A 19,047-nucleotide genomic window follows, 5' to 3' on the forward strand; every position below is an offset into this window, starting at 1 on the left:
GGTTCCACCGGGCAGCCGGGATCCGCGGGCCCCGCGACGGTCCTGGGGGTTCGGGAAGCGGGGCACTCCGCCGGAAGCGTCACGCCCCGCGGGGGCGGGCACCGACCGGGCACGGCACGACACCACCGAGCACACCACTACGACGAAGTAGGGAAGCGCGATGACCACGACGACCAGCATCCACTCCGGATCGACACCGCCCGCACCGCCGGCGCCGCAGACGATCGGGACCAGCGTTCGAGGGTTCCAGGTCCTGCCCCGGGAGCAGACCCGGCGCGGAGCCGCACCGGCCGAGAGCGCCGGGCGTCCCCCCGGCCGCGGGAGTTCCGAGCGGGAACGCCCCGAGGACGACGAGGCGGTCATCACCGCGGTGCTGGCCGCCGTCAGCCACCGCTCCTCCCGGGAACGCCCCGAGGACGACGAGGTGGTCCTCACCTACACGAGCGAGCCCGCCTGCCGGCACGTGGGGTGAGCCCTCGGGCCGGGCGCAGCGGCCGGTGGGTGCTCAGGCGGTGCGCCGGAGCGCGAGGACGGTCGTGTCGTCATCGGCGCCGGAGGTGCCGGCGTAGTCGCTGCACAGCGTCACGAGCTCTTCGGCGGTGCCGGCCAGCGTGTTGAGGGCTGCGGCGGTCGCGACGGCCGCCTCGAGGTCGTCGAAGAAGTCCAGGTAGCCGTCGGAGACCACCAGCAGGGTCTGTCCGGGCAGCAGCGTGGTGGTGTGCACGTCCCAGATCCACTCGGCCACGACCCCCAGGGGTGGGCCCGAGGAGGACAGTCGGCGGTGGGCGCCTTCCGGGGACAGGATCAGTGCCAGGCCGTGGCCGGCGTCGATGTAGCTCATCTCCCCGGTGTCGCTGTGCACCCGGGCGATGAAGGCGGTGATGAACGCCCCCGCCTCCTCCAGCAGCGGGGTCAGCGCCCCGGCCGCGCGCTTCATGGCCTCCGCCGGGGGGTTGTACTGGAACGTCCCGCGCAGCACGGCGCGCGCGGAGGCGGACAGCAGGGCCGCGGGGATGCCCTTGCCCATCACGTCGGTGACCATCGCCTGCACCTCGTCGCCCAGGACCATCCAGTCGTAGAAGTCCCCGCCGATGGACCGCGCCGGCAGGCACCGGCCGGCGGCCTCGACCACGGGGGTGACCAGCCCGGTGCGGGGCATGAGCATCTGCTGGATCTGTTCGGCCCGGTCCAGCTCCATCTGGGCCGCGAGCTCGCGCTCCACCCACCCGGCCATCTCCGCGAGGATGCGCCGCTCCCGCTCGTCCAGCTCGCGCGGGACGCTGTCGACCAGGCACAGGGACCCGACCGGCTCACCGCCGGGGGCGTGCAGCGGGTGGCCGGCGTAGAAGCGCACCGGGTCGTCCCCGCTGACGAACGAGCTGCCGGCGAAGCACTGCTCGGTCATCGCGTCGGCGACGATCAGCGGGGCGTCCCGGTCGACCGTGCGCGCGCACAGCGAGTCGGCGCGGGTGGCGTGGACGAGCCCGTCCAGTCCCGCCTCGGCCTTGGTGAACTGCCGGTCGGCGTCGATGAGGTTCACGGCCGCGGCCTTCACCCCGAAGACGTCCTGGGCGATGCGCACCACACGGTCGTAGCGCTCCTCCCGGGGGGTGTCCAGGATCTTCAGGGCGTGCAGGGCATCGACCCGGGCGGCCTCCGTGCGGGCCGTGTGCGTTTGCATGCCACCAGGCTATCGGGGTGGGGACCGGCGACGACCGCCGGCACCCCCCCCGGAGGGTCTGCCCCTAGGCTGGGCGGGTGAACGCACCGACAGCCGTCGCACGGGCCGAGCGCCACCAGGTGGCGGTGTACCTGGTGACCATCGCGGCCGCGGTCCTCGTGGGCTGGACGGTGCCCGGCGCGCCGGCGCTCGCCCCGGCCATCACCCCGGTCCTGGGGCTGCTGCTGTTCGCCACGTTCCTGGCCGTCCCGTTCGCCGCACTGGGCCGGGCCTTCGCGGATCTCCGCTTCCTCGCGGCGCTGCTGGTGGTGAACTTCCTGGTCGTCCCGGTCGTGGTCCTCGGGCTGTCCCGGCCGGTCGCCGGGCACGAGGCCCTGCTGCTGGGCGTGCTGCTCGTGCTGCTGGCCCCCTGCGTGGACTACGTCATCGTCTTCACCGGCCTCGCCGGGGGCGCCGCCGACCGGCTGTTGGCGGCCGCCCCGCTGCTGATGCTCGCGCAGATGCTGCTCCTGCCCGCCTACCTGCTGCTCCTCGCCGGCCCGGAGGCGGTGGCCCTGGTGGAGCTGGGCCCCTTCGTGGAGGCGTTCGTGCTCCTGATCCTGCTGCCCCTGGCCGCGGCGGCGGCCGTGCAGCGGGCGGCGTCCCGCTCCGCCGCGGCCCGGCGGCTGGAGTCCGCGACGGGCGCGGCGATGGTGCCGCTCATGGCGCTGACCCTGTTCACCGTGATCGCCTCGCAGGTGCGCGGGGTGGGGGAGCAGCTGGCCGACCTCGCGGCGGTCGTGCCGCTCTACGCCGGCTTCCTGGTGCTCATGGTCCCGATCGGGATCCTGGCCGCCCGCCTCGCCCGCCTGGACGTGCCGGTCTCCCGGGCCCTGGTCTTCGGCGGGGTCACCCGCAACTCCCTCGTGGTGCTCCCCCTGGCCCTGGCGCTGCCGGAGCGGCTCGCGCTGACGCCGTTCGTCGTCGTCACCCAGACCCTGGTCGAGCTGGTGGGGATGGTGGTGCTGGTGCGGCTGGTCCCCGCGCTGGTGCGGGACCGCGATCCACGACACAGTGGGGGCACCACCCCGTCCCACCGAAAGGCACCCCGCCCATGACGCAGCGCCTCCGCCCCGCCACCCAGGCCCTCCGACTGTGGGGTCCGCGCCAGTGGGGCGCCGCGGTGCTCGCGGGGCTCGCCACCGCCCTGGTCCTGGGGCTCGCCACCGTGCTCATCCCCAACGGCGTCTTCAGCCGCGAGATCCCGCCCGTGTGGTGGAACTACCCCGTCTGGATCGCCACCTCGGCGCTCACCGGTGTCCTCGTGGCCTCCTACGTGGCCCCCGTGGCCGGCGGCACCCCGCTTCCCGGGGACGACGACGTCGCCGCGGCCACCGTGGCCCGGGCCGTCGAGTCCGGCGAGCGCCGCAGCGCCCGGCTGGGCGCGGTCGGCACGTTCGCCGCCTGGTTCGCCGTGGGCTGCCCGGTCTGCAACAAGCTCGCGCTGCTGGCCCTCGGCTCCACCGGGGCCCTGACGTGGTTCGCGCCCGTCCAGCCGTGGCTGGGGCTGCTGGCGCTCGCCCTGAGCGCGTTCGCCGTGGTCCACCGCCTCGCCGGGCAGATGGCGTGCCCCGTGAACCTGCCGGTCTCCACCGCGCGCAACGCGGTGGTCCCGGCCGCCGCTGAGGTCCCGGAGGGCCGGTAGGAAGGGTCGCCGCGGCGGTCCTCCCCGCGGCCTGGCCGGGGCCGTTCGCCGGCCCACCACTCGTGCGACGCGCTCGGGGTTCATAGACTGGCCCTCCGCGCCGCGGACCGCAGTTCAGCAGTCGAACACCGTCAGCAGTCCACCGAAGAAGGGACCTCCCCATGACCGACCAGGACAACGGCACCGCCAAGGTGCGCCAGCTCATCAAGGACACCCGGATCGCCATGCTCACCCACGCGGACGAGCACGGGAACCTGATCTCCAAGCCGATGGCCACGCAGGACGTGGACTTCGACGGCACCGTGTACTTCATCGCCGAGCGCACCTCGGACCAGGTTCAGGACCTGCAGCAGCGGCCGGCCGTGAACGTCGCCTACGCCGGGGACGGCGCCTGGGTCTCGCTGACCGGGACGGCGCTGGTGCTCAACGACGAGGCCAAGCTCAAGGAGCTGTGGGACAGCTTCACCGGCTCCTGGCTCGAGGGCGGGCCGGAGAACCCGAACAACATCCTCATCGAGGTCACCGGCCGCTCCGCCGAGTACTGGGACACCCCCGGCGGCGGCAAGGTCACCCAGGTGGCCAACCTCGTGAAGTCCAAGGTCACCGGCGACACGATCAAGGGCGACAAGGGCGTCGTCGACCTCTGACGCCGGCCGGGGCCGTCCGCTCCGCCCGGACCGGACGGTCCCGCCCCCGGGCGTGTCCCGGGGTGCGTTGGTAGGATCCGGGCATGAACACTTCTCTGGTCCGCCCCCGCAACGGCAAGCTCATCGCCGGCGTCTGCGCGGCCCTGGCGGCCCGCTTCGGACTGCCGAAGTTCCTCCTGCGGCTGGGCTTCATCGTCTTCGGCCTGGTGGGCGTGGGGGAGCTGGTCTACATCGCCCTGTGGATCATCATCCCCAAGGAGGCCTGAGCCTCATCCCTGCTCCTCCGGCCCCGCGTGCGGGTCGGTGATCTCGCGCAGTGCTGTGAGCGCCTCGCGCAGCTGGCGCATCCTCCGTCCGCCCAGGTGCGCACTCCACTCCGCCTCGATCCGGGCCTCCTCCGCGCGGGCGATCGGCACGAGCTCGATTCCCCGGCCCGCGATCCGCACCAGCCGCGCCCGGGCGTCGCGAGGGTCGACCGTGCGCTCCACATAGCCCGCGCGCTCGAGCCGGTCCACCAGCACCGTGGCCGTCTGCTTGGCCACCTGCGCCTGCTCGGCCAGCTCGGACAGGCGGGTCCCGTCCGGGCCGATCCGCGCCAGGATGCGCGCCTGCGGCACGGTGAGGTCCGTGTAGCCGGCCCGACGCACCGCCTCCACGATCCGGTTCTCCGCCGAGCGGTGCGCGATGAACATGAGCACCCCGATGTTGAGCTGTCCTGTCATGCCCGCCCCTCGAAATAGTCCTATGAACGAACTATAATCGGGTCACCCGGAGGACACGAGGGGCCCGGTGGCGGCCCCGTCCGCGGGCGAGGAGGCAGGACCATGAGCACGGTCCGGAAGCACAGCACGACCGGCCCGATGGGCGACGACGACGTCTGGGCCGTGATCGACCTTCAGCGCCGGCGCACGGCGGACCTGCTCGCCGGGCTCTCCGGGGAGCAGTGGGACCACCCGTCGCTGTGCGAGGGATGGACGGTGCGGGACGTCGCCGCCCACCTGACGCTGCAGCAGCTGGGTCTCGGCGCCGCGCTGCTGTCCGCGCTGCGGCACCCGGGCGGCCTCAACCACGTCATCCTCGAGTCCGCCCGTGACCGCGCCCGCCGTCCGGCGGACCGCCTGGTCGCGGGCATCCGCGCCACGGTGGGCTCCCGGCGGCACAACGTGGGTGTGACGAGCCTCGAGACGCTGACCGACATCCTGGTGCACGGCCAGGACATCGCCGTGCCGCTGGGCCTCGAGCTCGAGATGCCCCCGGAGGCCGCGGCCGTCGCCGCGGAGCGCGTGCGGTCCACCGGGGGCACGCGCACGGCGCGGGTGTTCCGGCACCTGCCGCTGGAGGGCTTCCGGTTAGTCGCCACAGACGTCTCCTGGGCCGCGGGCGAGGGCCCCGAGATCCGGGGACCGGCCGCCGCGCTGCTGCTCCTGCTCACGGGGCGCCGCGCCGGGCTGGACCGGCTGGCGGGAGACGGGGTCGAGATGCTGCGGCACCGGCTCGCGCCCGCGTGACTTCTGGGCCCACGCAGCCCCAGGGGCCCGGGCGAGGCGCTCGGCGGCTCAGGCCGCGGGGCGGGTGGAGTCCCGGACGACGAGCTCGGGCTGGAAGCTCACGTGACGGTGGTGGTGGCCGGGGTCGGTGATCTCGTCCTCCAGCAGCTCCACGGCCGTGCGCCCGATCAGCCGCGCGGGCTGGCGGATCGAGGAGAGCGGGACGATCGCCGAGGTCGCGAAGTCGATGTCGTCGTAGCCGATGAGCGCGATGTCCTCGGGCACCCGGACGCGGTGGGTGAACGCGAAGGCCTGCAGCAGCCCGAGCGCCAGCAGGTCGTTGGCGGCGAACACGGCCTCGGGGCGTCGCTCCGGGGGGAGCTCGAGGATCTGCTCGCCGACCCGGCGTCCCTCCAGCACCGTCAGGGCGGTGGTGCTGAAGGACTCCAGGGACGCACCGGGCACGGCCTCGACCGCCCGCTGCGCCCCCGCCCGGCGGTCGCGGACCTGGTGCAGGGAGTCGGGGCCGCCCACGTAGGCGATCCGCCGGCGGCTCGTGCCCAGGAGGTGCGCCACGGCCGCGCGGCCGCCCTCGACGTCGTCCACGGCCAGCGAGCAGTACTCGCTGGGAGCCGCGTGCTCGTCCACCAGCACCACCGGGGTGCCGCGGGAGCGCAGGACGTCGACGCGGGCCCGCTCCGGGGTCTGGGGGGTGACGAGCACGCCCCGGACCCGCTGCTCCTCGAACAGGTCCAGGTACAGGCTCTCCCGCTCGGGGGAGAGCCCCGCGTTGCCGATGATCACGGCCTGGCCCAGCCGCTCGGCGGCCGTCTCCGCGCCCAGGGCGATCTCGTTGTAGAACGGGTTGGCCGAGTCCTGCACCACGAGCCCCACGGTGCGCGAGCGGCCGGCCTTGAGCTGGCGCGCGACGTCGTTGCGGACGTAGCCCAGGTCCTCGATGACCCGGAGCACACGGCGGCGGCGGTCCTCGGAGACCACCTCGGGGCGGTTGAGGACGTTGGAGACGGTGCCGATGGACACCCCGGCCTCCCGGGCCACCTCCTTGATGCTCACCGCCGGTCGCGCAGGGGTCACGTCGTCACTTTCCCTCGGAACTGTCCAGGTCCTCGATTCTAACGATCCGGCCGCCCGGCGTGCCCGGCGCGCGGGCGGGCCGCGGTCCCCTCGACGCGCCGGGCCGCGGCTCCCCGGCCGGCACGCCGAGGGGCCGCGGCCCGGTGGTGTCGCTGCGGTGCGCCGGGCTCAGCCCACCGGCTGGGCCGGCCGGGAGGCGGGCGTCCCGTAGCGGTCCTCCTCGATCTGCTCCAGGCTCTTGCCGCGGGTGTCCGGGGCGCCGATCACGCCGACGAGCAGCGCGACCAGAAGGGCGCCGATCATGATCATGCCCACGAAGGGCACGCCGTGCTCGGCGAGCAGGGTGGGGAACCAGTAGCTGAGCAGGCCCACGACGATGCGGGCGACGAAGAACAGCACGCCCTGCGCGCTGGCACGGTAGCGGGTCGCGAACATCTCCGCGGCCCACAGGGCGTAGAACGCCTGGGCGCCGATGCCGGCGGACACGCCCCAGAGCACGGCGAAGAGGATCAGCACCGGCATGGTGACGTGGGCGAAGACCAGCAGCACCCAGGCGGCGATCCCCAGGACCGCCCCGATGCCGTAGAGCAGGCGCCGGTCGACCCGGTCGCCGTAGCGCATGAAGCCGAACCAGGTGGCCAGCACCGTGAAGCTCCACAGCAGCACCTGGAGCAGGTTCTGCTGGGTGGCCGACTCGACGCCGGCGGTCTCGTACACCCGCGGCATGAAGATGCCCATCTGCCCCGCGACGAGGTTCCACAGCGCGTACACGCCCACGAGGAAGAGCAGCGCCTTGAGGTTGGTGCGGTTGGTGAGCAGCTCGCGGTAGTTGCGCCGCTTGGTCCCGGTGGCCTCCGAGGCGCGCCGCTCCTCGTCGGACTTCTTCCAGGTGTGGGACTCGGAGAGGCCCCGGCGGACCCACCAGGTGACGAAGGCGACCACGAACAGGTGGGCGAAGACGATGCGGGTGCCCAGCAGCCCCAGCGGCACCACGAAGGTGGCGAACAGGAACACCAGCGCCGGGGCCAGGGACCACGCGAACTGGGCGGTGCCCACGTGCTTCGCCCGGGCCTCGGACGGCGCCTCCTCGGCGATGTAGGTCCAGGCCACGGGGACGCCGGCGCCCACGGCGATGCCGGTCAGGACCACGCCGAGCACCAGCATCCACGGCGCCACGGCGAAGATCACGAAGGCGGTGCCGATCATGTACAGGATCAGGTCGTAGGTGTAGATGAACTTGCGCCCGTACCGGTCGCCGAGCGGCCCGCCGATCAGCGCGCCGAGGGCCGCGCCGAAGGCGTTGGCGCTGAGCGCGGCCACGAGGCCGACGGCGAGGTTCGTGAAGCCGAAGTACTCCTGCCACAGGCTCAGGCTGGTGGCCAGCGCGATGATGGACCCGGCTTCGATGTAGTTGGACATGGAGACCGCGATGGTGGCCTTCCAGCCCCCGAGCTTCGTGGTGGTCATGGGTGATTCTTCGGTGACGGTGACGGTGACGGTGACGGTGGTGCCGTGCGGGTGGTGGTCCCGGCTCAGGCCAGGTGGAAGTACGGGAGGAGCGGTTCGGGGTGCGACCCCTCGACGAAGTACTGGGCCATCTCGGCCTGCCAGCGCGCGTTGACCGGGTGGTCGTCCATGAGCGCCTGGGTGGCCGCGACGTCGTCGGCCTCGAAGCAGCCCACGACCAGGCCGTCCTCCGGGTGCAGGAACAGGGAGTAGTTGCGCCAGCCGGTCTCCCGGAGGGCGGCGAGCATCGTGGGCCAGACCTGCTGGTGCACCTCGACGTACTCGGCGAGCTTCTCGGGGCGGACGTGGAGGAGGAAGCACCGGCGGGTGCGGGTGATCTCCTCGGGCAGCTCGATCAGTTCCTGCAGCGTCGCGGCGGACGGGTGGGCGCCCATGCGGGACTCCTTCGTGGTGGGACCGTCGGAACGACCGGCCGGAGAGGAGAAGCGGTGATGCTCCGCGGGGCAGGGCAGACGTCCCGCCGACCGCGGCATGTGAGGTGCCTCTCAGTACCGGGCCATCGTAGTCACACTTTGAGTCGTTTCAATACCCCTGCCTCAGTTTTGTCCGACGGGATCTTCAACGGGGACGGAGGGCCTCGTCATCGGAGCCCAGATCGGGTCTTGACGTGATCCGGATCGCCGCCTATCGTCATGAAACGATTCAAAATCTGAGCACGCCGCCGTCCCGGTCGCGTCCCCGATCCCCGCACGAAAGATGTGAAGCCCATGACTGCATTCGACGACATCGCGCCCCAGCTGGCCGCCCAGGCCATCGAGCTGCCCTCGTGGGCGTTCGGCAACTCGGGGACCCGGTTCAAGGTCTTCTCCACCCCGGGCACCCCGCGCACGGTCGAGGAGAAGATCGCCGACGCCGCCACGGTGCACCGGTTCACCGGACTGGCCCCGAGCGTCGCCCTGCACATCCCGTGGGACCAGGTGGACGACTATGGGGCCCTGGCCCGGTACGCGGCCGACCAGGGGGTGGCGCTGGGCACGATCAACTCCAACACCTTCCAGGACGAGGCGTACAAGTTCGGCTCCCTCACCCACTCGGACCCCGCAGTGCGCCGGAAGGCCGTCGACCACCACCTGCGGTGCCTGGAGATCATGACCGGGACCGGCTCGCGGGACCTGAAGATCTGGCTGGCCGACGGCTCCAACTACGCCGGCCAGCAGGACCTGCGTGGACGCCAGGACCGGCTGGCGGAGTCGTTGGCCGAGATCTACGCCCAGGTCGGGGCGGAGCAGCGGCTGGTGCTGGAGTACAAGTTCTTCGAGCCGGCGTTCTACCACACCGACGTCCCGGACTGGGGGACGGCCTGCGCCCAGGTCACCGCCCTCGGGGAGCGGGCGCTCGTCTGCCTGGACACCGGCCACCACGCCCCGGGCACCAACATCGAGTTCATCGTGATGCAGCTGCTGCGGCTGGGCAAGCTCGGGTCCTTCGACTTCAACTCCCGCAACTACGCCGACGACGACCTCATCGTCGGCGCTGCGGACCCGTTCCAGCTCTTCCGCATCATGGTCGAGGTGATCCGCGGCGGGGCCCTGGACCCGGACTCCGGCGTGGCCTTCATGCTCGACCAGTGCCACAACGTGGAGGAGAAGATCCCCGGCCAGATCCGCTCGGTGCTCAACGTCCAGGAGATGACCGCCCGCGCCCTGCTGCTGGACCGGGTGGCCCTGACCGCCGCCCAGGAGGCCGGCGACGTGCTCGGCGCCCACCAGATCCTGATGGACGCCTTCTACACCGACGTCCGCCCCGCCCTGGCGGACTGGCGCGAGGCCCGCGGCCTTCCGGCGGACCCGATGGCCGCCTACGCCGCCTCCGGGCACCAGCAGCGCCTGGCCGCCGAGCGCGTCGGCGGCACCCAGGCCTCCTGGGCCTCCTGACCTCACCCCCTGCACACCACCTCGCAGAGAGACACCTGATCATGCAGACCACCACGCACTCCGTCGTCGCCGACCTGATCGCCCGCTCCAACCGGCTCGGCGCGGACCCGAAGAACACCAACTACGCCGGCGGGAACACCTCCGCCAAGGGCACCGCGACCGATCCCGTCACGGGCGAGGGCGTCGAGCTGCTGTGGGTCAAGGGCTCCGGCGGTGACCTCGGCACCCTCACCGAGAAGGGCCTCGCCGCGCTGCGGCTGGACCGGGTCCGCGCGCTGACCGGTGTCTACCGCGGGGTCGAGCACGAGGACGAGATGGTCGCGGCCTTCGACTACTGCCTGCACGGGGCGGGCGGGGCGGCGCCGTCCATCGACACGGCCATGCACGGGCTGGTCGACGCCCCGCACGTGGACCACCTGCACCCCGACTCCGGCATCGCGGTCGCCACCGCCGCCGACGGGGAGCGGCTCACCGGCGAGATCTTCGGCGGGAAGGTCGTGTGGGTGCCCTGGCGCCGCCCCGGCTTCCAGCTGGGCCTGGACATCGCGGCGATCAAGGAGGCGAACCCGGAGGCGATCGGGTGCATCCTCGGCGGGCACGGCATCACCGCCTGGGGCGCCACCAGCGAGGAGTCCGAGCAGAACTCGCTGTGGATCATCCGCACCGCCGAGCAGTACATCGACCAGCACGGCCGGCCCGAGCCCTTCGGCCCGGTCCTGGACGGCTACGGGGCGCTGCCGGCGGAGCAGCGCCGGGCCAAGGCCGCGGCCCTGGCCCCCGTGATCCGCGGGCTGGCCTCCGCCGACCGCCCGCAGGTGGGCCACTTCACCGACGACGCCCGGGTGCTGGAGTTCCTCGCCGGCACCACACACCCGCGCCTGGCCGCGCTCGGGACCTCCTGCCCGGACCACTTCCTGCGCACCAAGGTCAAGCCCCTGGTCCTGGACCTGCCCGCCGGCGCCCCGGTCGAGGACTGCGTCGCACGGCTGAAGGAGCTGCACGAGGCCTACCGCGCGGACTACCAGGCCTACTACGACCGCCACGCCGGCCCGGACTCGCCCGCGATCCGCGGGGCGGACCCGGCGATCGTGCTCGTCCCCGGGGTGGGCATGTTCTCCTTCGGCAAGAACAAGCAGACCGCCCGGGTGGCCGGGGAGTTCTACCTCAACGCGATCAACGTCATGCGCGGGGCCGAGGGCATCTCCGCCTACGCCCCGATCGACGAGGCCGAGAAGTTCCGCATCGAGTACTGGGCCCTGGAGGAGGCCAAGCTCCGGCGGCTGCCCGCGCCCCAGCCGCTGGCCACCCGGATCGCCCTCGTGACCGGCGCGGCCTCGGGCATCGGCAGGGCCATCGCCACCCGCCTGGCCGCCGAGGGCGCCTGCGTGGTCATCGCCGACCTGGACGCCGAGAAGGCCCGCGCCGCGGCCGCGGAGCTCGGCGGGACCGACGTGGCCGTCGGCGTCGCCGTCGACGTCTCGGACGAGGCCGCCGTGCAGGCCGCGATCGAGGCGGCCGTCCTCGCCTTCGGCGGGCTGGACCTGGTGGTCAACAACGCCGGCCTGTCGCTGTCCAAGCCGCTGCTGGAGACCACCGAGAAGGACTGGGACCTGCAGCACGACGTGATGGCCAAGGGCTCCTTCCTGGTCTCCAAGAACACGGCCCGCGTGCTCATCGCCCAGGGGCTGGGCGGGGACATCGTCTACATCTCCTCGAAGAACTCGATCTTCGCCGGGCCCAACAACATCGCCTACTCCGCCACCAAGGCCGACCAGGCCCACCAGGTCCGGCTGCTCGCCGCCGAGCTGGGCGAGCACGGGATCAAGGTCAACGGCATCAACCCGGACGGCGTGGTGCGCGGCTCCGGGATCTTCGCCGGCGGCTGGGGCGCCAAGCGCGCCGCGGTCTACGGCGTGCCGGAGGAGGAGCTGGGCGCGTACTACGCCCAGCGCACCCTGCTCAAGCGGGAGGTGCTGCCCGAGAACGTCGCCAACGCGGTCTTCGCCCTGTGCACCGCCGACTTCTCCCACACCACCGGCCTGCACGTGCCCGTCGACGCCGGCGTGGCCGCCGCCTTCCTCCGGTGAGCCCGGTGCGCACCACCGCGGCGGTCGCCGCCGTCGACCTCGGGGCCACCAGCGGGCGCGTGATCCTCGGCGGCCTCGTGGACGGGCGGCTCCGGATGCGCCACGTGGCCCGCTTCCCCAACCAGCCCGTGCGCCTGCACGAGGGGGACCGGGCCGGTCTGCACTGGAACATCACCGAGCTCCACCGGTCCGTGACCGCCGGGCTGGCCCAGGCCCTCCGCCAGGAGGACGACGTCGTCTCCGTCGGCGTCGACTCCTGGGCGGTGGACTACGCGCTGCTGCGCCACGGGCGGATGCTCGGGGTGCCCTACCACTACCGGGACGAGCGCACCGCCGCCGGGGTGGCGGCGGTCCACGCACGGGTGGGGCGGGAGGAGCTGTACCGGCGCAACGGGCTGCAGCACCTGCCGTTCAACACGGTCTTCCAGCTCGCCGCCGACCGGCTCGCCGGGGACCTGGCCGTGGCCGACCGGGCCCTGCTGATCCCCGACCTCGTCGCCTACTGGCTCACCGGGCAGCAGGTCGCCGAGGCCACCAACGCCTCCACCACCGGCCTGCTCGACGCCCGCACCGGGCAGTGGGACACCCGGCTGCTGGACGAGCTCGGGTTCGCCCGGGAGCTGCTCGCCCCCGTCGTCGCCCCCGGCACCACGATCGGCGAGCTGCTGCCGGCGGTGGCGGCCGAGCTCGGCGCCGGCCCAGGCCTGCCGGTCACCGCCGTCGGCTCCCACGACACCGCCTCCGCCGTGGCCGCCGTGCCGAGCACCGCCGAGGACGCCGCCTTCATCTCCTCCGGGACCTGGTCGCTGGTCGGCATCGAGCTGGAGGCCCCGGTGCTCGGCGAGGAGAGCCGGGCGGCGAACTTCACCAACGAGGGCGGGGTGGACGGGCGGGTCCGCTACCTGAAGAACGTCTCGGGACTGTGGCTGCTCACCGAGTCCATGCGCAGCTGGGACGGGCCCGGCGCCACCGACGCCCAGCGCAGCAGCGACCTCTCGGCCCTGCTCGCCGAGGCCGCCGCCGTGACCCGCCCCGTGGCCGTCTTCGACGCCACCGACGACCGCTTCACCGCCCCGGGGGACATGCCCGCCCGCATCACCGCCTGGTGCCGGGAGCACGACGTCGAGCCCCCGCGCGGCCGCGCCGAGGTGGTGCGCTCGATCCTGGAGTCCCTGGCCGCGGCCTACGCCACCACGATCGAGCAGGCCGAGCGGCTGTCCGGGCGGAGCATCCGCACCGTGCACGTGGTGGGCGGCGGCTCGCAGAACGCCCTGCTGTGCCAGCTCACCGCCGACCGCACCGGCCGCACCGTGCACGCCGGCCCCGTGGAGGCCACCGCGATCGGCAACGTCCTGGTCCAGCTGCGGGCCGCCGGCGTCCTCTCCGGCACCCTGGAGGCCCTGCGGGAGCTCGTGGCCCGGACGTTCGAACCCGTCCGCTACGAGCCGCGGGTGCTCAGTCCCGCCTGCCGGTCGTGAGCGATCTGTGGCACGGTGAGGAGCACGCCCCGGGAGAAAGCGACACCGCCATGACCGACGCCATCCGGACCTCCGGCCGGGCCGCCCGCCTCACGGAGCTCGTCGACCGGCTCTCCCTGGCGGAGAAGGTCCACCTGCTCACCGGCGAGACCGACTTCACCCTGCCCGGCAACGAGAGGATCGGCCTGGCAGCCCTGGCCTTCTCGGACGGTCCCACCGGCGTCCGAGGGCTGACCTTCGTCGGTGGGGACGCCGTGGCCCTGTTCCCCAGCGCGACCCTGATCGCCGGTGCCTTCGACGACGGGATCGCCGAGGAGGTGGGGCGGATGCTGGCCGAGGAGGCCCAGCGCCAGCACATCCACGTGGTCCTCGGTCCCACGATCAACCTGCACCGGACCCCGCTGGGCGGGCGGCTGTTCGAGGCCTACTCCGAGGACCCGTACCTCACCGGGCGCACGGCGGCCGCCTACGTGCGCGGCATGCAGGAGCGCGGGACCGCCGCCTGCCTGAAGCACCTGGTGGCCAACGAGTCCGAGACGCTGCGCAACTTCATGGACTCCCGGGTCCCGGAGACCGCACTGCGCGAGCTGTACCTGCTGCCCTTCGAGATGGCGGTCCAGGACGCGGGCGCCTGGTCGATGATGGCCGCCTACAACGATGTCAACGGGGTGGCGGCCACGGAGCACGACCACGTCCAGAACGGGATCGTCAAGGGCGAGTGGGGCTGGGACGGGCTGATCATGAGCGACTGGTTCGCCACCAAGCGCACCGCGGCCTCCGCCCAGGGCGGCCTGGACCTCGTCATGCCCGGCCCCGGCGGGCCCTGGGGCGAGCGCCTCGTGACCGCGGTCCGGGCCGGTGAGGTCGCCGAGGAGACGATCGACGACCACGTGCTGCGGCTGCTGCGCCTGGCCGAGCGGGTCGGCGGGCTCACCCCGCCGGGGCGGCAGTCCCGCCCGTGGGCCCAGGACCTGCCCGCGGTGGACTCCCCGCAGCGGAAGGAACAGCTGCGCCGGATCGCCGCCCGGGGCATGACCGTCGTGGCGAACGACGGCGTCCTGCCCCTGGCCGTGGAGGGGGATGCCGGCCAGGACGTGGCGCTGATCGGACGGCACGCGATCGACACCGTGGACATGGGCGGGGGCTCGGCGGTCGTGAACCCGCCCTACCGGTCCACGATCGCCGAGGGGCTGGCCGCGCTGCTCGGGGAGCGCGTGCGCGTGGCCGACGGTCCGGCCGTGCGGACCCGCCCGGTCCCCGCGGACCCCGCCTTCCTCACGGATCCGGCCACCGGAACCCCGGGGATGCAGGTGGTGCTGCTCGGCGCCGACGGCACCGAGCTCACCCGGTACCACTCCGACTCCCCGGCGATCTCGCTCGACGGGCACGACGACCTCGGCGAGGTCCCGGCCACCGCGGTGCTCACCACCGTCCTGGCCAACGACGCGGGACCGGTGCGGCTGGGCGCCGTCGGCGCCGGGCGCTGGGACCTGGTGGCGGAGGGGCAGGAGCTGTCGGCCGAGCTGCGCCTCGAGGGGCAGGACCCGGGCGAGGCGATGCTGCGCCCGCCGGCCTTCGCCGAGACCGTGGAGCTGCCGGCTGCGGCCGCCCTCACGGCCACCGTGGCGCCGGCCCCGGTCGACTGGCGGGAGGTGCTCCTGGGCGATCCGGGTCTGGGGCTGGCCGAGGAGAGCCATCTGCTGCAGATGACCACGGCGGGCAAGACGGCCCTGGTGGCCGCCCCGGCCCCGCGCCCCGACGACGACCTGCTCGCCGCCGCCGAGGCCGCGGCGGCCGCCGCCGGCACCGCCGTCGTCGTCGTCGGCCTGACCGAGGAGCAGGAGACCGAGGCCGCCGACAAGACGACCCTCGTCCTGCCCGGGCGCCAGGACGAGCTCGTGCGACGCGTGGCCGCCGCCGCCGAGCGGACCGTGGTCGTCGTCAACGCCGCCACCCCCGTGCTCATGCCCTGGCTGGACCAGGTGGACGCGGTGCTGGTGGCCGGGCTGCCGGGTCAGGAGGGAGGACACGCCGTGGCCGCCGCCCTGACCGGCGTACTCGAGCCCACCGGGCGACTGGTCACCTCCTGGCCCGCCGCGGACGGGGCGGCCCCGGCGTGGGGCGTGGTCCCGGACGGCGACCGGGCACTGAGCTACGACGACGGCACGTTCATCGGCCACCGCGGCTACCACGCCGGGCACGCCCCCGCCCCGCTGTTCTGGTTCGGGCACGGCCTGGGCTACGGCACCTGGGAGTACGGGACCGTGCGGGCCCGGGCGGGCGAGGGCGGACCGGTGGTGGACGTCGAGCTCACGAACACCTCGTCCCGGGCGTCGCGGGAGACCGTGCAGGTCTACCTGGACCCGGCCGAGGACGACCAGCCGATCCGCTTGATCGGCTACCAGGGGGTGGACGTCCCCAGCAGGGCCACGGCCGCCGTCAGGGTGCGCTGCGACGACAGGCTGCTCCGCCGCTGGGACGACGCCGCCGGCACCTGGGCACCCCTGGCCGGGGGCGGGGAGCTCGTGCTCGCCCGCGGGCTGGGCGACGTCCGGGCACGGGTTCCCCTGGCCTGACGGTGGGAACGTCTCTGCGCGCGGGGCCGCGGGACGTCGTGCCCGTCCGGACGCCCGGTGACGTGCCAGGACAGGCCCGTGGATCAGACCATGAGGTCGCGCCGCTCGAAGGCAGCGGCGCTCCCTGCCGCCGCCAGGACCGCCGGCGCGGCCAGCAGCCCCAGACCGGACCAGTCGACGCCGGCGGCCGGCGGTTCGGCGCCGATGTACCAGTGGAAGGGGGAGATCCGCTCCATCCAGGGCGCCTCCCCGACCCGGACCTCGAGGTCCACGCCGTGGAGGGACCCACCCATCCGATGCCGCCCCGGCGCCGAACATCCTCACGAGAGCACCCCATCGAGGAGGAGAAAGAGGCGTCATGGCCTTCGACATCGACCGGTTCGCCGAGGAGTCCACCAGTCTGCACTGGGAGGACCTGGGGCTCGAGGCCCTGCGCGAGGACCCCCTGCCCCCGGAGACGCTGCGCACGCTGCGGTACATGTGCGACGTCGAGTTCCACACCGTCTGCTACCTGCGGGACATGCTCGTCAGCCCCTCCCGCAAGGACCCCGAGGTCAGCACCTTCATGACCATGTGGAACCGGGAGGAGTTCTGGCACGGGGAAGCCCTCGCCCACGTGCTGTCCCTGCACGGGATCACCGTGGCCTTCGACGAGCTCAAGGCCAAGCGGGTCAAGCTCGGCTGGCGCGACCGCATCAACCCGGTGAAGCAGTCGCTGCTGTCCAACATCGTGGGCACCGACTTCGTCGCCGTGCACATGCTCTGGGGCGCGGTGAACGAACGCTCCGCGGCCGCCGCCTACCGGCGCCTGGCCGCGCTCGAGGACCACCCCGTGCTCGCCCCGCTGCTGCGGCGCATCGCCGCGCAGGAGACCAAGCACATCGCGTTCTACACCACCCAGGCCCGGGCCCGGCTGCAGGACAGCCCGAAGGCGCAGAAGCTCGCCCGCCTGGCCCTGCGCACCGCCTGGCAGCCGGTCGGCTCCGGGGTCTCGCCCGAGGAGGAGGTCACCCACGTCATGGGCCACCTCTTCGCCGGGGCCGAGGGCCGCCGGGAGGTCGAGGCCATCGACCGCCAGATCGCGAAGCTGCCCGGCATGGAGGGACTGACGGTGGTGGCCGACGCCCTGGACGCCCGGGGCGTGGCCGCGTGAGCGCGAGCAGCACCTCCGCGGTGGGCGGCCCCCGGTCCGACGTGCGCGCACCCGGGTTCGACGTGCGCGCCTACGCGCGCGACCCGCACGCGCTGCGCCCGGCCGACCTCGACCTCCAGGCCCTGAACGACCTCGCCCCCGGGACCCTGGAGGTGCTGGCGCACCTGTGGTGCGTCGAGCGCGGCCTGCTGGACCGGCTGCGGGACCTGCTGGTCACCCCCACCCACGCCGAGGCCCGGGTGACGGCCTTCCTCACCGCGTGGGCCTACGAGCAGCACTGGCTCGCCGAGACCCTGGGAGCTGTCCTGGCCGCCAACGGCCGCACGGCCCGGGAGCCCGCCGACACGCACCTCGGCCGGGCCCGGCGGACCTGGGACGAACGGGCCCGGCCCGCGCTCGGCGCGGTCTCCAGCAATCTGCTGGGCGCCGAGACCACCGGCGCCCAGATGGTCACCGGAGGACTCGACACCGCCGTGCTCGCCGCGGTCTACCGGCGACTGGGGGCCGTCGAGCCCCGGCTGGCCGGCACGGCCCGGGAGATCGTGCGACTGAAGGAGCGGCACCTGGCGTTCTTCGCCGAGGAGGCCGGAGCGCGACTGGACCGCAGCGCGAGCGCGCGTCGGCTCGCCCGCTCCGGGGTGGCCCGGTGGCGGTGGCCCGGCACCCGCTACGGCGACCCCGGTCCGCACCGGGCGTGGGTCAGCCGGCTGTTCGCGGACCCGGCCGCCCGTGCCGACCTGCTGGCGGTCGACGAGGACCTCGCCGCGCTGCCCGGTCTGGCCGGCGCCCGCCCGGTTGCCGCGGCGCTGGGACGCCTCGACCGGGGCTGAGGCGCCCCGGCAGGGGAGCTACATCTCCTCCTTCGGGGTCATCAGCACGAAGACCTCCTGGTCGGGTCCCGCGACGGCTGCCATCCGCCCGTACTCGAAGTCGGAGGGCTCCTGGACGACCGACCCCCCGGCCTCGCGCACGCGGCGCACGGCGGCGTCGACGTCCTCGACCTGGAACGCGACCGACCAGCCGGGCCGGGCGTCACCGGCCGCGGGGTCGAGACCGCCGATGCCGCCGGCGGGCATCTGCCCGCCGGGAACGGTGAACAGGGCGTAGGGCATCCGGTCGTCGCCGATGTCCTGGTAGGCGTAGCCGAAGACCGCGGCGTAGAAGCCCTGGGCGGCGGCGGGATCACCGGTCATGAGATCGCACCAGACCACCGCGCCGGGCTCCCCGTACGCCTCGAAGCCGGTGTGCTCGTGGGCCTGCCACATGCCGAAGCCCGCCCCGGTGCGGTCGACCCACATCCCCATGGAGCCGAAGGCCCCGACCTCCATGGGCTCGAACACCGGGGTGGCCCCGGCCTCGACCGCCCGGGCGGCATGGGCGGAGATGTCCTCGGTGGCCAGGTAGACCGACCAGACGTGCGGGGCGTCGGCCATGCCCTCCATGGTGGGGGAGAGCCCGGCGACGGCCCGACCGCCGAGCAGCGCGTTGCAGTAGCCGCCGTACTCGGGCTGGGACTCGGAGTAGGTCCAGCCGAGCACGTCGCGGTAGAAGGCCTGGGTGCGGCCCAGGTCAGAAGCCATCAGGTCCACCCAGCAGGGCGTGCCGGCCGGCCAGGGTTCGGTGTGCGTGGTCATGGCGAGGGTCCTTCCGGGAAGCGGGTGCAGCGGTGCCGCCGGGGGTCCGCCACGGCGTCCGGGACCCGGACACGGTTTGGTGTGACCTCCGACACGTTCCAGGCTAGGCGCCCGCTCGGACGCG

19 protein-coding genes are annotated in these 19,047 nt (G+C 73.6%); 12 read left to right on the forward strand and 7 right to left on the reverse strand.

Annotated features, from left to right (window positions below; all coding sequences use genetic code 11):
* The first annotated feature begins 160 nt into the window (after positions 1 to 160).
* Complete coding sequence (locus tag RF640_RS06235; RefSeq protein ID WP_109221864.1) at positions 161 to 472, forward strand: hypothetical protein; 312 nt, start codon at positions 161 to 163, stop codon at positions 470 to 472.
* 33 nt (positions 473 to 505) lie between these two features.
* On the opposite strand, the gene RF640_RS06240 is transcribed toward RF640_RS06235, so the two are convergent.
* Positions 506 to 1,681, reverse strand: coding sequence for a PP2C family protein-serine/threonine phosphatase (locus tag RF640_RS06240; protein WP_368827140.1), 1,176 nt, complete (start codon positions 1,679 to 1,681; stop codon positions 506 to 508).
* Positions 1,682 to 1,758: 77 nt separating this feature from the next.
* Here RF640_RS06240 and RF640_RS06245 point away from each other — a divergent pair, with 77 nt between their 5' ends.
* The 4 genes from RF640_RS06245 (at position 1,759) to RF640_RS06260 (ending at position 4,278) form a co-directional block, all read left to right on the forward strand.
* Positions 1,759 to 2,778, forward strand: a complete 1,020-nt coding sequence (locus tag RF640_RS06245; protein ID WP_368827142.1) for an arsenic resistance protein — start codon at positions 1,759 to 1,761, stop codon at positions 2,776 to 2,778.
* Positions 2,775 to 3,365: a hypothetical protein gene (locus tag RF640_RS06250; RefSeq protein ID WP_109221861.1), complete on the forward strand. Its 591-nt coding sequence runs from the start codon at positions 2,775 to 2,777 to the stop codon at positions 3,363 to 3,365. Before RF640_RS06245 ends, RF640_RS06250 begins: the two co-directional genes overlap by 4 nt.
* A gap of 161 nt (positions 3,366 to 3,526) precedes the next feature.
* Entirely contained in the window at positions 3,527 to 4,012 is a 486-nt protein-coding gene (locus RF640_RS06255; protein WP_017834031.1) for a pyridoxamine 5'-phosphate oxidase family protein, read from the forward strand.
* 83 nt (positions 4,013 to 4,095) lie between these two features.
* Positions 4,096 to 4,278: a PspC domain-containing protein gene (locus RF640_RS06260; protein ID WP_017834030.1), complete on the forward strand. Its 183-nt coding sequence runs from the start codon at positions 4,096 to 4,098 to the stop codon at positions 4,276 to 4,278.
* A 3-nt stretch (positions 4,279 to 4,281) separates the two neighbouring features.
* On the opposite strand, the gene RF640_RS06265 is transcribed toward RF640_RS06260, so the two are convergent.
* A complete protein-coding gene (locus RF640_RS06265; protein ID WP_109221860.1) occupies positions 4,282 to 4,734 on the reverse strand; it encodes a MarR family winged helix-turn-helix transcriptional regulator in 453 nt (150 codons plus the stop codon).
* Positions 4,735 to 4,836: 102 nt separating this feature from the next.
* Between RF640_RS06265 and RF640_RS06270 the strand changes: the two genes are divergently transcribed.
* Positions 4,837 to 5,520 (forward strand): maleylpyruvate isomerase family mycothiol-dependent enzyme, encoded by a 684-nt coding sequence (locus RF640_RS06270; protein ID WP_207307455.1) that lies wholly within the window; start codon positions 4,837 to 4,839, stop codon positions 5,518 to 5,520.
* Positions 5,521 to 5,568: 48 nt separating this feature from the next.
* On the opposite strand, the gene RF640_RS06275 is transcribed toward RF640_RS06270, so the two are convergent.
* The 3 genes from RF640_RS06275 to RF640_RS06285 form a co-directional block, all read right to left on the reverse strand.
* On the reverse strand, positions 5,569 to 6,594 hold the full coding sequence (locus RF640_RS06275; protein WP_035925293.1) for a LacI family DNA-binding transcriptional regulator: 1,026 nt from the start codon (positions 6,592 to 6,594) through the stop codon (positions 5,569 to 5,571).
* A 168-nt stretch (positions 6,595 to 6,762) separates the two neighbouring features.
* Positions 6,763 to 8,061, reverse strand: coding sequence for an MFS transporter (locus RF640_RS06280; RefSeq protein WP_109221859.1), 1,299 nt, complete (start codon positions 8,059 to 8,061; stop codon positions 6,763 to 6,765).
* A gap of 65 nt (positions 8,062 to 8,126) precedes the next feature.
* The gene (locus tag RF640_RS06285) at positions 8,127 to 8,495 is read right to left on the reverse strand and encodes an L-rhamnose mutarotase (protein ID WP_109221858.1); all 369 of its coding nucleotides are present in this window, start codon (positions 8,493 to 8,495) and stop codon (positions 8,127 to 8,129) included.
* Positions 8,496 to 8,828: 333 nt separating this feature from the next.
* On the opposite strand from RF640_RS06285, the gene rhaI reads away from it, so the two are divergent.
* The 4 genes from rhaI to RF640_RS06305 are packed head-to-tail and all read left to right on the forward strand — an operon-like array spanning position 8,829 to position 16,136.
* Entirely contained in the window at positions 8,829 to 9,995 is a 1,167-nt protein-coding gene (gene rhaI / locus RF640_RS06290) for an L-rhamnose isomerase (RefSeq protein ID WP_109221857.1), read from the forward strand.
* A 41-nt stretch (positions 9,996 to 10,036) separates the two neighbouring features.
* Positions 10,037 to 12,082, forward strand: a complete 2,046-nt coding sequence (locus tag RF640_RS06295) for a bifunctional aldolase/short-chain dehydrogenase (RefSeq protein ID WP_109221856.1) — start codon at positions 10,037 to 10,039, stop codon at positions 12,080 to 12,082.
* Between the two features lie 5 nt (positions 12,083 to 12,087).
* Positions 12,088 to 13,560, forward strand: a complete 1,473-nt coding sequence (locus tag RF640_RS06300; RefSeq protein WP_109221855.1) for a rhamnulokinase family protein — start codon at positions 12,088 to 12,090, stop codon at positions 13,558 to 13,560.
* 50 nt (positions 13,561 to 13,610) lie between these two features.
* Positions 13,611 to 16,136, forward strand: coding sequence for a glycoside hydrolase family 3 C-terminal domain-containing protein (locus RF640_RS06305; protein WP_109221854.1), 2,526 nt, complete (start codon positions 13,611 to 13,613; stop codon positions 16,134 to 16,136).
* A gap of 83 nt (positions 16,137 to 16,219) precedes the next feature.
* Here the strand turns inward: RF640_RS06305 and RF640_RS06310 are convergent, their stop codons facing one another.
* Positions 16,220 to 16,429 carry a hypothetical protein gene (locus RF640_RS06310; protein ID WP_109221853.1) on the reverse strand — a complete coding sequence of 70 codons (210 nt, stop codon included), beginning with the start codon at positions 16,427 to 16,429 and terminating at the stop codon, positions 16,220 to 16,222.
* A gap of 65 nt (positions 16,430 to 16,494) precedes the next feature.
* Here RF640_RS06310 and RF640_RS06315 point away from each other — a divergent pair, with 65 nt between their 5' ends.
* Both RF640_RS06315 and RF640_RS06320 read left to right on the forward strand, forming a co-directional pair.
* The gene (locus RF640_RS06315) at positions 16,495 to 17,289 is read left to right on the forward strand and encodes a hypothetical protein (protein ID WP_017834019.1); all 795 of its coding nucleotides are present in this window, start codon (positions 16,495 to 16,497) and stop codon (positions 17,287 to 17,289) included.
* Complete coding sequence (locus RF640_RS06320) at positions 17,286 to 18,119, forward strand: hypothetical protein (protein WP_109221852.1); 834 nt, start codon at positions 17,286 to 17,288, stop codon at positions 18,117 to 18,119. Before RF640_RS06315 ends, RF640_RS06320 begins: the two co-directional genes overlap by 4 nt.
* A gap of 18 nt (positions 18,120 to 18,137) precedes the next feature.
* Here the strand turns inward: RF640_RS06320 and RF640_RS06325 are convergent, their stop codons facing one another.
* A complete protein-coding gene (locus RF640_RS06325; RefSeq protein WP_109221851.1) occupies positions 18,138 to 18,923 on the reverse strand; it encodes a VOC family protein in 786 nt (261 codons plus the stop codon).
* Positions 18,924 to 19,047 lie beyond the last annotated feature (124 nt).

The organism is Kocuria sp. CPCC 205231, from assembly GCF_040980965.1.
Taxonomy (GTDB): domain Bacteria; phylum Actinomycetota; class Actinomycetes; order Actinomycetales; family Micrococcaceae; genus Kocuria; species Kocuria rosea.

Coding starts and splice junctions, on each gene's coding strand:
- RF640_RS06295 (WP_109221856.1), top strand. CDS start 10,037: ATGCAGACCACCACGCACTCCGTCGTCGCCGACCTGATCGCCCGCTCC.
- RF640_RS06255 (WP_017834031.1), top strand. CDS start 3,527: ATGACCGACCAGGACAACGGCACCGCCAAGGTGCGCCAGCTCATCAAG.
- RF640_RS06315 (WP_017834019.1), top strand. CDS start 16,495: ATGGCCTTCGACATCGACCGGTTCGCCGAGGAGTCCACCAGTCTGCAC.
- RF640_RS06235 (WP_109221864.1), top strand. CDS start 161: ATGACCACGACGACCAGCATCCACTCCGGATCGACACCGCCCGCACCG.
- RF640_RS06325 (WP_109221851.1), bottom strand. CDS start 18,923: ATGACCACGCACACCGAACCCTGGCCGGCCGGCACGCCCTGCTGGGTG.
- RF640_RS06250 (WP_109221861.1), top strand. CDS start 2,775: ATGACGCAGCGCCTCCGCCCCGCCACCCAGGCCCTCCGACTGTGGGGT.
- rhaI (WP_109221857.1), top strand. CDS start 8,829: ATGACTGCATTCGACGACATCGCGCCCCAGCTGGCCGCCCAGGCCATC.
- RF640_RS06280 (WP_109221859.1), bottom strand. CDS start 8,061: ATGACCACCACGAAGCTCGGGGGCTGGAAGGCCACCATCGCGGTCTCC.
- RF640_RS06265 (WP_109221860.1), bottom strand. CDS start 4,734: ATGACAGGACAGCTCAACATCGGGGTGCTCATGTTCATCGCGCACCGC.
- RF640_RS06310 (WP_109221853.1), bottom strand. CDS start 16,429: ATGGGTGGGTCCCTCCACGGCGTGGACCTCGAGGTCCGGGTCGGGGAG.
- RF640_RS06270 (WP_207307455.1), top strand. CDS start 4,837: ATGAGCACGGTCCGGAAGCACAGCACGACCGGCCCGATGGGCGACGAC.
- RF640_RS06285 (WP_109221858.1), bottom strand. CDS start 8,495: ATGGGCGCCCACCCGTCCGCCGCGACGCTGCAGGAACTGATCGAGCTG.
- RF640_RS06260 (WP_017834030.1), top strand. CDS start 4,096: ATGAACACTTCTCTGGTCCGCCCCCGCAACGGCAAGCTCATCGCCGGC.
- RF640_RS06240 (WP_368827140.1), bottom strand. CDS start 1,681: ATGCAAACGCACACGGCCCGCACGGAGGCCGCCCGGGTCGATGCCCTG.
- RF640_RS06305 (WP_109221854.1), top strand. CDS start 13,611: ATGACCGACGCCATCCGGACCTCCGGCCGGGCCGCCCGCCTCACGGAG.